General features: G+C 46.3%; 15 protein-coding genes. 6 read left to right on the top strand and 9 right to left on the bottom strand.

The features are described 5' to 3' along the window. Window positions 1-421: 421 nt before the first annotated feature. Genes T496_RS15005 through T496_RS0109970 form a run of 3 tightly spaced genes read left to right on the top strand, consistent with a single transcriptional unit; the run spans window position 422 to window position 2482 of the window. Entirely contained in the window at window positions 422-637 is a 216-nt protein-coding gene (locus T496_RS15005) for a DUF6140 family protein (protein ID WP_155808848.1), read from the top strand. A gap of 11 nt (window positions 638-648) precedes the next feature. Further along, complete coding sequence (locus tag T496_RS0109975) at window positions 649-1353, top strand: hypothetical protein (protein ID WP_027450621.1); 705 nt, start codon at window positions 649-651, stop codon at window positions 1351-1353. 13 nt (window positions 1354-1366) lie between these two features. Further along, complete coding sequence (locus tag T496_RS0109970; RefSeq protein ID WP_027450620.1) at window positions 1367-2482, top strand: hypothetical protein; 1116 nt, start codon at window positions 1367-1369, stop codon at window positions 2480-2482. Between the two features lie 160 nt (window positions 2483-2642). On the opposite strand, the gene T496_RS0109965 is transcribed toward T496_RS0109970, so the two are convergent. After that, on the bottom strand, window positions 2643-3044 hold the full coding sequence (locus T496_RS0109965; RefSeq protein ID WP_027450619.1) for a HEPN domain-containing protein: 402 nt from the start codon (window positions 3042-3044) through the stop codon (window positions 2643-2645). Then, window positions 3041-3352 carry a nucleotidyltransferase domain-containing protein gene (locus tag T496_RS0109960; protein ID WP_027450618.1) on the bottom strand — a complete coding sequence of 104 codons (312 nt, stop codon included), beginning with the start codon at window positions 3350-3352 and terminating at the stop codon, window positions 3041-3043. The genes T496_RS0109965 and T496_RS0109960 overlap by 4 nt, the downstream gene beginning before the upstream one ends. A 250-nt stretch (window positions 3353-3602) precedes the next feature. Between T496_RS0109960 and T496_RS0109955 the strand changes: the two genes are divergently transcribed. From T496_RS0109955 to radC, 3 genes are all read left to right on the top strand, one after another. After that, window positions 3603-3911, top strand: coding sequence for a hypothetical protein (locus tag T496_RS0109955; RefSeq protein ID WP_027450617.1), 309 nt, complete (start codon window positions 3603-3605; stop codon window positions 3909-3911). 59 nt (window positions 3912-3970) lie between these two features. Then, window positions 3971-4183: a hypothetical protein gene (locus T496_RS15165; RefSeq protein ID WP_027450616.1), complete on the top strand. Its 213-nt coding sequence runs from the start codon at window positions 3971-3973 to the stop codon at window positions 4181-4183. Window positions 4184-4409: 226 nt separating this feature from the next. Continuing rightward, window positions 4410-5123 carry a RadC family protein gene (gene radC, locus T496_RS0109945; protein ID WP_044111089.1) on the top strand — a complete coding sequence of 238 codons (714 nt, stop codon included), beginning with the start codon at window positions 4410-4412 and terminating at the stop codon, window positions 5121-5123. A gap of 88 nt (window positions 5124-5211) precedes the next feature. Here the strand turns inward: radC and T496_RS0109940 are convergent, their stop codons facing one another. The 7 genes from T496_RS0109940 to proB all read right to left on the bottom strand — a co-directional run bounded on the left by T496_RS0109940 (window position 5212) and on the right by proB (window position 12087). Continuing rightward, window positions 5212-6204: a TerC family protein gene (locus tag T496_RS0109940; protein WP_027450614.1), complete on the bottom strand. Its 993-nt coding sequence runs from the start codon at window positions 6202-6204 to the stop codon at window positions 5212-5214. Between the two features lie 8 nt (window positions 6205-6212). Then, window positions 6213-7178 (bottom strand): Rossmann-fold NAD(P)-binding domain-containing protein, encoded by a 966-nt coding sequence (locus T496_RS0109935; RefSeq protein ID WP_027450613.1) that lies wholly within the window; start codon window positions 7176-7178, stop codon window positions 6213-6215. Between the two features lie 120 nt (window positions 7179-7298). Next, complete coding sequence (locus tag T496_RS0109930; RefSeq protein WP_027450612.1) at window positions 7299-8003, bottom strand: hypothetical protein; 705 nt, start codon at window positions 8001-8003, stop codon at window positions 7299-7301. A gap of 171 nt (window positions 8004-8174) precedes the next feature. Next, window positions 8175-9428: an ammonium transporter gene (locus tag T496_RS0109925; RefSeq protein ID WP_027450611.1), complete on the bottom strand. Its 1254-nt coding sequence runs from the start codon at window positions 9426-9428 to the stop codon at window positions 8175-8177. Between the two features lie 20 nt (window positions 9429-9448). Beyond that, entirely contained in the window at window positions 9449-9796 is a 348-nt protein-coding gene (locus T496_RS0109920) for a P-II family nitrogen regulator (RefSeq protein WP_027450610.1), read from the bottom strand. A 337-nt stretch (window positions 9797-10133) separates the two neighbouring features. Beyond that, window positions 10134-11321: a glutamate-5-semialdehyde dehydrogenase gene (locus tag T496_RS0109915; RefSeq protein WP_027450609.1), complete on the bottom strand. Its 1188-nt coding sequence runs from the start codon at window positions 11319-11321 to the stop codon at window positions 10134-10136. Beyond that, window positions 11308-12087 (bottom strand): glutamate 5-kinase, encoded by a 780-nt coding sequence (proB, locus tag T496_RS0109910; RefSeq protein WP_027450608.1) that lies wholly within the window; start codon window positions 12085-12087, stop codon window positions 11308-11310. Before proB ends, T496_RS0109915 begins: the two co-directional genes overlap by 14 nt. Between the last annotated feature and the right edge of the window lie 101 nt (window positions 12088-12188).

Here is a 12188-nt window from a genome sequence, read left to right as displayed (position 1 = left end):
CTAAAAACAAAGAAGCCTATGGGCTAAGATAAATATAAAAAGGACATATAGGATTTGAACATCCACTTTTGATTCTTGTTATCTGAAAATCGGCAAAATTTAATGATAACTGCAAGGACTGAAGTAGAGAGTTCATGCCGTTTGGCGTGGACATTTACTCGTTTAAGCAGTTTAGGTGTTTGCCGATACCTCAGATAACGTAGACGATGTAAATTGTCCACGTTTTCTTTTTGTGTATTCTATTAACCTATCAATAATAACTTAAAAAAAATGGTTATGAGAAAGAAATTACTACCACTAGTGATAATTATTATTTGCAACAAAAAGCAGCAATGTCCCTCTTCATAAGTTCATGAAAGATGATCAACGATAATGGTTTTAAAACAGAAGTGGCAACTGAAAAAAATGGCCCCCTAAACAGATGTTATGTAAGGTTACTACTATTAGAGCAATTACAGCAAATGGTGTTAAAGTAGAAAAAGGAATGTCTGTCGAAGTAATATCTCAGACTAGTAATTTCAACAATGGTAAGGATAGAGAAGCCATGAGGCAGGCCTTTATTCGCAAATATGGTATTGACGTTACAAAGGCAATGCCAAGTTTGACTTTTTTCCAAATAGATGTAATTTCGCATTAATTATTATCACTATGACAGTAGAATTTCTTGAACAAGCACAAAATGGAATTTGGCGTGACATAGAACAACATGCTAAAGAGCTTGGATATGGAGAGCAAAGTCCTATATATGATGGCGTCTGCGACATAGCTGGCTATCTTAGTTCAAGGCATAAGACCATGTGGATACTTAAGGAACCAAATGGACAGCTAGAGGGTGGCGGACTTGAAAAGGGAGGCTGGGTTATTCCAAATGAGTCATTTACAGACCTTGGAGTAACCGCTAGTCAACCAACATGGCAAGTAATCATTTATGTTATGTATGGATATTTGAATGGTCTAATGTATGATGACATGGACTATATCCACAATAAAATTGAAATGGCTAGAGTAATGCAGTCCATAGCATATTTGAATGTAAGTAAGATGCCAGGGTACAGCAAATCTATTAAAAATAACATTGAACAATTCTATATCCAATGGAAATCAATTCTTAACAAGCAGATTGAAATATACGCTCCCGATGTAATTGTCTTTGGCAATACATTTGATCATTTTAAAAATGATTTTGAAAATAGAGGACTTGAGAAGATCGGTAATTCTCCAGATTGGATAGATGTGTACAAAAGTGGTCAAGTTATTTTGTTAGATGCCTATCATCCTTCGCGCAAAGGGCGAAAGTATGTTGATACACTTATAGAGACTCTCAATAAATATTTTCCAATTGTAAAGTATTAAAAAGGGAATGTGTATGAGAAATTGTTTGTTCTTATTGATAGTGCTTTTGGCGTTTTCTTCTTGTACATCAAAAGAAGAAAAAGTAAAGGAGTTTGTGGAAAATGAAGTTGTTCAACAAGCTGAAGATTATTTAATCTGCCAAGCAATATTGAAGTATGTAAAAAGTGACGTTAACGAGGTATTCACAAACAAAATTAATTTTTACGCGGGAAATCCATATTACGACTTTTCACATTTAGAAAAAGAGTTTTATGGATCATTTGGGGCACTTGTTTCTGCTGGTATTAAGAAAGCTTTTGAAGAGAGATGGGATGAATCTATTCAATTATACACAATGCTTTCTTGTGAAGGAAATATCGAATATGAAATGCACCAAATTGACAGTACACTAAAGTTTAGGGATTTAATAAAAGAAACAAGTGTTTATACGATTGACGAAATCGCTGATATTTATTTCAAACCAAATCATTTGAAGTTTACTGAGATAACTCCGGAACTATATAGAAAAATATATCGTAGCATGCTATGCCTTGGCGCGAAGACACATAACTATGATGTTGTGGACGAAATAAGAATTAAAGAGAAAAAAGATAAGAAATGGGCTGTCGACTTGGTGTATCATTCTGGATATTGTATGCCTTTGGAAATAAGTTTAAATAAAGAAAATGGATTCTTTGTGTCTGAAGCTCCATGGCTACCTGAAGCATGGGGAACTGAAGATGATTTAGGGATAGAAGATGAAGATTATACTAAACCTATGACCGATGGGACTGAAGATTTATTAGTAATTGATCCCAATACTACGTTTACACCAGAAGAGCAAGAGGCCAGCTATGGGCATGAAGTAAAGAAACATGTGAGCTATGATCTAAACGGCGATGGGAAGAATGAAATAATAGAATGTATATACCAACCTGGAGTAAATTGGGGAGATCCAGAAGTGGACTACAAGCCAATGCTCGAGATTTACATAAAATGGAGTAATGGAGAGACAACACAACTCGATAGTGATGAAGATCATTGGCTCAAATTCATAATACTCTCAACCAAAACGAAAGGCGTTTATGATTTAGCAAGCGGTATTAGAGGTGTTACATATAGATGGAATGGCAGTAGGTATTCAAAATAGGATATAACCCTATAAGCTGTAAGGGCGTTTCAGTTATTGAGTGCACAACCAAACTGACCCATTGTGCACTTTGTGCCCTTAGAACTAAAGAAAGCATCAAACTATAGAATTACAGTTTTTTGATTCATTGAGCTGATCAAAGAACTGTGTCTTACTATTCTTAGGGAGTTTGTATCAATTGGGTGATTTTGTCAATCAGTTCGTGGGCAGGCCCTACAAAAGTCAGCAATTCCTCCTTTGTAACATCGAAAAGACAATTGTAGTCGCCTTTTTCCCTTAGTTGCTCCATTCTTGTCAGGAATGCACCAAGTCGATCTTCAAGAATCCCTGTCTTGATAAAATGCAATCCTAATTGAGTTAGCATCCCTGAATGACGTCGACTTGCTAAGCCGTTAAATATGAACAACGCCTGAACAGCATGAAAACACGCATAATAATAACGATTCGCAGCAATGTCCCACTGCTCCATCTCACACATCATACCAGCTTGCTTAAGAAAGCGATTCGCTTTTTCTAATTCCAAGCCAACCATCGTTTTTCTTTCTTCGTCGTTCAGGCTCATATTGCTATTGCATCTTGTTCAACATTATGGTAGAATGGTGTTATTCTGCTTGCCTCCCATTCTTTCTTGGTGTACATAATAGGATTGATTTCTGCACCAAGTTCCCAGCCAAGCTTAGTAAGAGGATAAGTCACAGTATCATAATCGTCTGGAAGCAATTTATCCTTATCAAGCACTATCAGGATATCCCAATCAGAGTCACTACGAGCATCTCCACGGGCTTGTGACCCGTAGAGTCTTGCTGTAGCATTCTTTGGTAGTGTCTGCGCCAGCACTCTTTTGATATTGCTAAGCACTTTCTTATCCATTCCGTTGCAAAGATAGAGATTTCTTTCGAAACCTCCAAACTTTTTGCAGATTTGTTTACTCTGATAACTCCCTACCACTCATAATCCTCGACATACCCGTCGAAGACGATTCTGGTTAAACAAACAAATCGTCCATCGTTACTTGTTTCTGTACAATACCACTGTGTTTTCCGTATGCAACTCCGTGTGTCGTTACCATTGTGGGATGTAAGAAATCAGCGGAACTGGTTATTGATTCTCTTAACCACTGATGATACTAGAGGCTAATATCAGCCTTAGACACGAGTCCTTTACCGAAAAATATAGAGCAACCATCACAGCAGAGCCACAGCCAGAGGGCAACTATGTTACTTTTGAGCGGATAGACCTACCAAAGACAATGCCTGCTCATGATGTTACAGTTCATGCTAGCTATGTGACTGGAATAACGGATATAATGATGAAAGAAATGATTGTCCGAATATATAGCCCTAATGGTAAGGTGCTGAGCAAACCTCAGAAGGGTCTCAACCTTGTGTTGATGCGAGATGGTACAATCAGAAAGATTGTCGTCAAATAAATAAAAGATGAGTCCGGTGAAAAATATCGCCGGACCTTTTTTTACACTCATTTCCCACGATGGGAACAACTTATTCCCACGGTGGGACTGATCCGTTCCCACGCTGGGACCAAAGCAGTCCCACGCTGGGAATATTTTTAAGTACAAGCTGGCTGTTGGACATTTTTTTTGAGCAAATGCAGAAAAATCCTGAAGACTTAACATTCATTTTCAAAAAAGTCCCTGTTTATGGGCGTTTCAGAAGATTTGGGGGCGCTCAAGAGTTAACATAAGAGTTAACATAGAGTTAACATTGACCTAACAATGACCTAACAAAAAGGCAAATTTTAGGCATTCATGTTAACTCTATGTTAAGTGTTACGTTAAGTCTTTTAGCGTGTTTTATAGACGCAATCAACTAAAGACCAGCAAGTTACATTTTTACAATGTTAAGTGCTGAAGAAAAAACGAATTTTCTTTTTGTTCTTCGCTCAACTTTTCGTACCTTTGTGGCCTACTATGATAAGAGAAGACTCCGAAACAAGAAATAACAAACTAAATATCAACCAATGGGCTGAGGAAGACCGACCGCGCGAGAAGATGGAGCGATTGGGCGCTCAGACATTAAGCGATGCTGAGTTGTTAGCTATTCTGATTGGCTCTGGTTCGCCCAGGGAAGATGCCGTATCGCTGATGAAACGTATCCTTGCCGACTGCAACAACAACCTGAACACGCTCGGAAAGATGAGTATTCACGACCTGTGCCAGTATAATGGCGTGGGACCGGCAAAGGCCATCACCATCATGGCAGCCTGCGAACTGGGCAAGCGCCGACAGCTGGAGACGGCCGAGGAACGGCCAGACCTAGGCACGGCAACTCTTATCTATAACCACATGCATCCGGTGATGCAGGATTTGGATGTGGAGGAGTTCTGGGTACTGTTGATGAACCAGAACTTTCGTCTCATCAAGAAGGTGCGCATTGCGCATGGCGGCATCAGCGAGGTGAGCGTGGACATTCGTATCATCATGCGTGAGGCTGTCTTGTCGAATGCCACCATCATGGCGGTCTGTCATAATCATCCCAGTGGGAGCATCCGCCCCAGCCGACAGGACGATGCACTGACGGAGAGCGTCCGCAAGGCTTGTCAGCTGATGCGCATCCATTTTGCCGACCACGTCATCGTGGCCGACGGCATCTACTATTCTTACCGTGAAGAGGGTAGGCTGTAGTTTCTGGTAGAAAGAAAAAAAACGAACCATGGAAGATGGTTCGTTTTGTAGTTCGCCGACTTGGCGGCGATATAGGATTCAATACGACTTATGAGCGTGATGCGCGTTTGGTGATGTAACTGCCTGCCATCGACAGTACCAGCACGCCGAAGATGAATGCCAGCGACCAAACGGTGGGCACTTCGATGTGGGGCATGTTGAGCTCCAGACCTGCCCATGCTGCCAACTGATTGATGTATTCGTTCATGGCGAGCAACATCTTCACACCCACGAAGATCAGGATGATGCCCAGGCCGTATTTCAGATAAGTGAAATACTGAGCCACGGCAGCCAGTGCGAAATAGAGCGCACGCAGTCCGAGGATGGCAAAGATGTTGGAGGTCAGTACGATGAACGGATCGCGGCTGACGGAGAAGACGGCAGGGATGGAATCGACGGCGAAGGCTACATCGGTGGTCTCGATGACCAGCAGGGTGATGAAGAGCGGTGTGGCCAGTCTTTTGGCACCTTCTTTGATAAAGAACTTATCGCCGTGCATCTGGGTGGTCACGGGGAAGAACTTCTTAAACACTCTTACCACAATGTTTTGCGATGGGTCGCTTTGCTGCTCGTCGCTGTGAGAGAACATCTTTCCACCTGTATAGAGCAGGAACAAGCCGAAGAGGCCCAGCACCCATTCGAACCGTTCTACCATGGCTGCTCCGGCAAAGATAAAGATGCTGCGCAGCACCAATGCGCCGAAGATACCCCAGAAGAGCACCTCATGCTGGTATTTGCGCTCTACGCCAAAGAACGAGAAAAGCATCAAGAACACAAACAGGTTGTCCATCGATAGCGATTTCTCTATCAGATAACCTGCCAGAAACTCTGTTGCTTTCTCATGAGCATCCACCGGATAAAACAGATAGATGCCTGCACAGAAGACCAGTGACACGCCAATCCAGATGGCGGTCATCTTCAGTGCTTCTTTGATGCTTACTTCATGCTCTCCTTTCTTGCCGAACATCTTCAGGTCGGCAATCAGCATGATAAAAACAAGAACGTAGAACACAATCCACGCCCAAAGGGGTAGTATCTCCATTGTATTTTTTATAATGATTCAAGTATTCGTTTCAGTACCACCGAACAACTGATCTCGCGGTTGGCTGCCTCGGGGATGACCAGCGAGTTGGGACTCTCGATGACATCGTCGGTGACAATCAGGTTGCGGCGCACGGGCAGACAGTGCATGAACTTACCGTTGTTGGTCCACGACATGTGCTCGGTATCTACCGTCCACGAGCGGTCCTCGCAGGTAATCTTACCATAGTCGGCGGGGTTGGTCACGCCAGGGTTACTCCAGTTCTTGGCATAGATGAAGTCGGCACCCTCGAAAGCTTTCTTCTGGTCGTACTCCACACGGGCATTGCCCACGAACTTAGGATCCAGCTCATAGCCCTTGGGGTGGGTGATGACAAGATCTACGTCGTCGGCCGCATTCATCCACTCAGCAAACGAGTTGGGCACGGCCTGAGGCAAAGCACGGCAGTGAGGCGCCCAGGTCAGAACCACCTTTGGCTTCTTCACTGTTTTGTGTTCCTCGATGGTGATGAGGTCGGCAAAAGCCTGCAGCGGATGCACTGTAGCGGTCTCCATGGCAAACACGGGCTTACCGCTGTATTTGATAAACTGGTGCAGCACCGTCTCGGCATAGTCGTACTCGCGGTCTGTCAGACCAGCAAACGAGCGTACACCAATCACGTCGCAGTAGCAGCCCATCACGGGGATGGCCTCCAGCAGGTGCTCGCTCTTGTCGCCATCCATGATGACACCGCGCTCGGTCTCCAGTTTCCAGGCACCTGCGTTCACGTCGAGCACAATCACGTTCATGCCCAGGTTCATAGCAGCCTTCTGTGTAGAGAGACGGGTGCGCAGACTATTATTGAAGAATATCATCATCAGGGTCTTGTTTTTGCCCAGATGCTGATACTTAAAACGGTCGTTCTTAATTTCAAATGCCTCGGCCATTGCCTTCTCCAGAGGGCCGATGTCCTGTACGTTAATAAAGCTTTTCATCGTTCTTTGTTTCGTTCTTATGCGTGTACCTTAATAATATAAAAAGTGCTGGCAAAATTACTAAATAATTTCGTCAGCACCAAATAATCGTAAAGAATAATAAAGAAACGTTCTGTTTCCTTATGGCTGTAACGTTATTCCAAATGCCAGATACGCTTTCTGGCTACATGGATTGGTCGTGACCTGGGCAAACACAGGAATCGTAAATGAATTGGTCACGGCAATCGCCTTTGTCGCACGTAGGGAGAGGTTAGTAATGGCAAACCCAGAAGTCTCATAAAATGAGGTAGCGAAAGGTACGGCACCTGCTGTAGCTGTCCAGTCAACCGAGGCAATCTTAAATGGTACAACAAACTCCAGATAGCTGCTGTAGGCTCTGTCGCCGTCCTTGTTCGCTCCATCGTTGCCCGCAAAGTTTGTGAACCACTGTACCGAGGCTACACCGAAGTCATAGCCGATGTTGGCCTCAAACAGGTGGTTTGTGCTGTGGGCGTCATATCTTAAGTATCTGTTCTGTGGGTCTAGTCCACTATTAAACCAGTAGTCGGTGATGCCGATGTTCAGGTTGCCCAGCGTGTAGCCCAGTGTCAGGTCGAACTCCTTGGTGTCGTTGGGCTCGGCCAGTCCTACGTTGCCCCAAGCTGTCAGCGACAAACCCTTGTAGCCGACGCCCAGTGTGGGCTGTACCGATACACCTCCCAGATCCAGACCACGCCAGATATAGCTGCTCACGATGTCACTACTAACTGTTGTTTCAACTTCGTCCTGTGCAAAGGTGGTGCTGCTGAGCATCATACCCATTGCTAATATCATCAGTTTCTTCATAATAGAATCTATTTTGTGGGTTGATTAATGTTGATTATAGCCTATTGGCTTTTTTAGTTTTGCGTTGGTTGTACTTCTTAACTTCTGTTTTCTATGGTGGCTATAGTGGCTATAGTGGCTATAGTACCTATAGTACCTATAGTACCTATAGTTTCTATAGCATCTATAGCATTAGTTATAGCAGCACTCTCCGTGTTCGTAGATGTCCAGACCTTCTTCCTCGATGCGGGCATTCACGCGCAGACCGTGCAACTTCTTGATGCCGTAGAACAGGGCTACGCCGCAGGCAGCTGCCCAGAGGTCTATCACCAGTACACCGAATACCTGTGCACCCAGGAAACCGAATCCGTAACCGTAGAACAGACCGTTGGTGGTAGAGAACAAACCGGTCATCACTGTGCCGAGAATACCGCAAACACCGTGTACAGATGAAGCACCTACGGGATCGTCGATGTGCAGCTTGTGATCAATAAACTCGATGGCATAAACCAGGACAAGACCGCATACCAGACCGATGACTACTGCACCCATGGGTGATACCAGGTCGCAACCAGCAGTGATACCTACCAAACCGGCCAGTACGCCGTTCAGTGTCAGTGAGAGTGAGGGTTTGCCATACTTAAACCAGGTCAGGAACATCGTGCCCATACCACCGGCAACAGCAGCCAGGTTGGTGGTCAGGAATACATGTGAGATAGCTACACGGTTCACCTCACCACTGGCAGCCAGCTGAGAACCGGGGTTGAAGCCAAACCATCCCAACCAAAGGATGAAGACACCCAGAGCAGCCATAGCCAGGTTGTGACCGGGGATAGCACGGCTCATGCCTTCCTTGGTGTACTTACCAATGCGGGGACCCAGTGCGAGGGCACCAATCAGAGCCAGCACACCACCTACGCTGTGTACGATGGCAGAACCTGCAAAGTCATGGAACACATCGCCAAAGACGCTCATCATAAAGCCGTCGGCAGCATCGCTGCACAGCCAGCCGCCACCCCATGTCCAGTGACCTTCGATGGGATAGATGAAGAGTGAAATCACAGCGCTGTAGATCAAGTACATAGAGAACTTGGTGCGCTCGGCCATGGCACCACTAACGATGGTGGCTGAGGTGGCGCAGAACACGGTCTCGAAAATCAGAAATCCCTCTACGGGCAGATCGCCACTGTAGAAAGACAGGTCGCCCCAGTTGGGCATACCGATAAAGCCAGCACCGTCGCTGCCAAACATAAATCCAAAGCCTAGGAAGAAGAACAGCAGTGAGCCGAACATAAAGTCCACAAAGTTCTTCATCAATATATTTGCTGTGTTCTTACCTCGTGTAAAACCCGCTTCGCACAGCGCAAAACCTGGTTGCATCCAGAATACTAACATGGCTGCCAATAGCATCCATACGGTATCAAGTGAAAAAGCAATTTCGTTCATAGTTGTAATCTCCTTCTTTTTTATTTCTTATCTCTCAGCACCGTGTCGCCGTTCTCGCCTGTACGGATGCTCCATGTGTCTAGTACTTCGCTGACGAAGATGCGCCCATCGCCCACTTCTCCTGTGTGAGCTACCTGCAGAATCACCTTGACTGTGGGGGCTACGAATTGGTCGCGACAAACAATGGTCAGTGCTACGCGCTCAATCACGTCTGTTGAATACTGTACGCCGCGGTAGATGCGCTCCTCTCGACTTTGACCGATGCCGTGCACGTTGTGGTACTCAAACCAGTCAATGTCCGATTGTAGCAGCGCCTCTTTCACGTCGTCGAACTTCGTCTTGCGGATAATTGCTTCAATCCTTTTCATAACTCAATTCTTTTTTACCTTATTAGTTAATAACTAGTCCCCGCTTTCAGGGATTACAATATGAAAGCTTTCGGGTGCAAAATTAATCCATTTTGACAGAATCTTCACGTTCTTTTATTCAAAATGAATCTTCGTTTTAATATTTTGTTGCAAACCGAAAGCAAAACAATTAAAACTACTTTCGATTTGTTATTATTTCGCGGTTATTACTTACAGTTTGTTGTATGGTATATTAAAACGCCGTGAATAGGGTTTCTATTCACGGCGTTTTGCTTGGCAAAAGCGGCATTTAGCGCCTAAAAGTTCCTCCCCTCGGGGAGGTTAGGTGGGGGGCTCCTCACGCTCTCACTTGTCCTTCACCTTCAATCAACCACTTATAGGTGGTGATCTCTTCCAGGGCCATGGGGCCGCGTGGACCGAGTTTCTGGGTCGAGATGCCTATCTCTGCGCCCAGTCCAAATTGGGCACCATCGGTGAACGAGGTCGGTGCATTCCAATAGACGCAGGCGGCATCCACGTGCGACTGGAAGATGCGGGCGGTCTGTTCGTTCATGGTGATGATGCTCTCGCTGTGTCCGCTGCCGTGCTGGTCGATGTGTGCCAGTGCCTCTTCCAGTGAGGCTACGGTGACGACATTCATTTTGTAGTCCATGAACTCCGTGTCGTACAGACTCTCATCGTTATAGTAGAAGGTCACCTTCCCCTGCATTGGAGCCAGCAGTTGGGGGATGTCGGCCTCACGGTCCTTGTGGACAAGTAGTGTGTCGAGTGCATTGCATACGCTGACGCGCCGTGTCTTGGCATTACATATAATATTGCGGCCCATCTCCAAGTCACCCTCCTTGTCAAAGTACGTGTGTACCACGCCGGCACCCGTCTCAATCACCGGCACCCGAGCTGTGTCGCGCACAAAGTCGATGAGCTTGCGTCCGCCGCGCGGTATGCACAGGTCTATGTAACCCACGGCGTTGAGCATCTCGCCAGTAGCCTCGTGGGTGGCAGGCAGCAGCGCCACCACATCCTTCGAGATGCCGTGCTGCTCCAGCACTTCGTGGATCAGAGCCACCTCCTCGCGGTTGCTGCAGTCGGCATCCTTGCCGCCTTTCAGCACGCAGGCATTACCACTCTTGAAACATAGTGAAAACACATCGAACGTCACGTTAGGGCGCGCCTCATAGATCATGCCAATCACGCCGAAAGGCACAGACACACGGCACAGACGCAGTCCGTTGGGCAACGTCTTCGCTTTGGTCACATGTCCCAGTGGTGATGGCAGCGAGGCCACATTGCGCATGTCGGCAGCAATGCCCTCCAGGCGGCTCTCCGTCAGTTGCAGACGGTCGTAGAGCGGGTTCGTCTTCTCCATCTTGGCCAGGTCCTGAGCGTTGGCATCGAGGATGCGCTGCTGCTGTTGCATGATGGCCTGGCTGACGGCCAGCAATATCTCGTTACGTTGTTCGTCGGTGAGCAGGCTCAGTCGTTTGCTGGCTTGCTTCACGCGTTTGAAAGTATCAGTGAGTTGCATGTACTAAGAATTCTGTGTGAGGGGTGTGGATTGGATCTTCTATGAGGTTGATGAGGACATTGTCGCGCTTGCCATTGGCAATGATCACGCGTATGCCTGCAGCCTGAATCTTTGACGCTGTGGCATATTTCGACTGCATACCGCCGCGTCCGGCCGAGCTCTTCTCCGTCTGGATATACTGCGAGAGGTCGCTGCCTGGAGCCACCTCCTTGATCAGTTGCGACTGTGGGTCTGCGGGGTTGCCGGTGTAGATGCCGTCGATGTTAGACAGTAGAATCAGTGTGTCTGCCTCCATCATCTGGGCGATGAGGCCAGATAGTTCATCGTTATCGGTGAACATCAGCTCGGTGACGCTCACGGTGTCGTTCTCGTTGACAATAGGCAGCACGCCGTTCTCCAGCATCACGCGCATACAGGCCTGCTGGTTCTTGTACTGTTCGCCTGGGCTGAAGTTCTCTTTCATCGTCAGCACCTGTCCTACATGAATATGGTATTCGCGAAACAGGTCGTAGTACAGACCTATCAGCTTGGCTTGTCCTAATGCCGAAAACAACTGGCGCTGCTCCACTGAGTCCAGCTCGTGGGTGGCCTTCAGCTCTCGACGTCCACAGGCCACGGCTCCCGACGATACCAGTATCACCTCGAAGTCCTGCTGTCGCAGCCAGGCTATCTGGTCCACCAGTGCCGACATGCGTGTCACGTCGAGGCGCCCATCGGTGCGTGTCAGGGCGTTCGATCCCACTTTGATAACGATTCTTCTCTTCATTGTGTATCCTTTTTCTCAATAAAAATAACAATCTGCTGCAAATTTACGAATAATATTTGTAATTTTGCAGCCTAAAACGGAAAAAATAAGCAAATACGTAA

The organism is Xylanibacter brevis P6B11, from assembly GCF_000621825.1.
GTDB classification, from domain to species: domain Bacteria; phylum Bacteroidota; class Bacteroidia; order Bacteroidales; family Bacteroidaceae; genus Prevotella; species Prevotella brevis.
The sequence above is the reverse complement of the archived record's forward strand: the minus strand, read 5'-3'. Positions and strand labels throughout refer to the sequence as shown.

Bases quoted from the DNA above. Each gene is read 5' to 3' on its own strand.
- T496_RS15005 (WP_155808848.1), top strand. From the start codon at position 422: ATGTTATGTAAGGTTACTACTATTAGAGCAATTACAGCAAATGGTGTT.
- T496_RS0109975 (WP_027450621.1), top strand. From the start codon at position 649: ATGACAGTAGAATTTCTTGAACAAGCACAAAATGGAATTTGGCGTGAC.
- T496_RS0109970 (WP_027450620.1), top strand. From the start codon at position 1,367: ATGAGAAATTGTTTGTTCTTATTGATAGTGCTTTTGGCGTTTTCTTCT.
- T496_RS0109965 (WP_027450619.1), bottom strand. From the start codon at position 3,044: ATGAGCCTGAACGACGAAGAAAGAAAAACGATGGTTGGCTTGGAATTA.
- T496_RS0109960 (WP_027450618.1), bottom strand. From the start codon at position 3,352: ATGGATAAGAAAGTGCTTAGCAATATCAAAAGAGTGCTGGCGCAGACA.
- T496_RS0109955 (WP_027450617.1), top strand. From the start codon at position 3,603: ATGATACTAGAGGCTAATATCAGCCTTAGACACGAGTCCTTTACCGAA.
- T496_RS15165 (WP_027450616.1), top strand. From the start codon at position 3,971: ATGGGAACAACTTATTCCCACGGTGGGACTGATCCGTTCCCACGCTGG.
- radC (WP_044111089.1), top strand. From the start codon at position 4,410: ATGATAAGAGAAGACTCCGAAACAAGAAATAACAAACTAAATATCAAC.
- T496_RS0109940 (WP_027450614.1), bottom strand. From the start codon at position 6,204: ATGGAGATACTACCCCTTTGGGCGTGGATTGTGTTCTACGTTCTTGTT.
- T496_RS0109935 (WP_027450613.1), bottom strand. From the start codon at position 7,178: ATGAAAAGCTTTATTAACGTACAGGACATCGGCCCTCTGGAGAAGGCA.
- T496_RS0109930 (WP_027450612.1), bottom strand. From the start codon at position 8,003: ATGAAGAAACTGATGATATTAGCAATGGGTATGATGCTCAGCAGCACC.
- T496_RS0109925 (WP_027450611.1), bottom strand. From the start codon at position 9,428: ATGAACGAAATTGCTTTTTCACTTGATACCGTATGGATGCTATTGGCA.
- T496_RS0109920 (WP_027450610.1), bottom strand. From the start codon at position 9,796: ATGAAAAGGATTGAAGCAATTATCCGCAAGACGAAGTTCGACGACGTG.
- T496_RS0109915 (WP_027450609.1), bottom strand. From the start codon at position 11,321: ATGCAACTCACTGATACTTTCAAACGCGTGAAGCAAGCCAGCAAACGA.
- proB (WP_027450608.1), bottom strand. From the start codon at position 12,087: ATGAAGAGAAGAATCGTTATCAAAGTGGGATCGAACGCCCTGACACGC.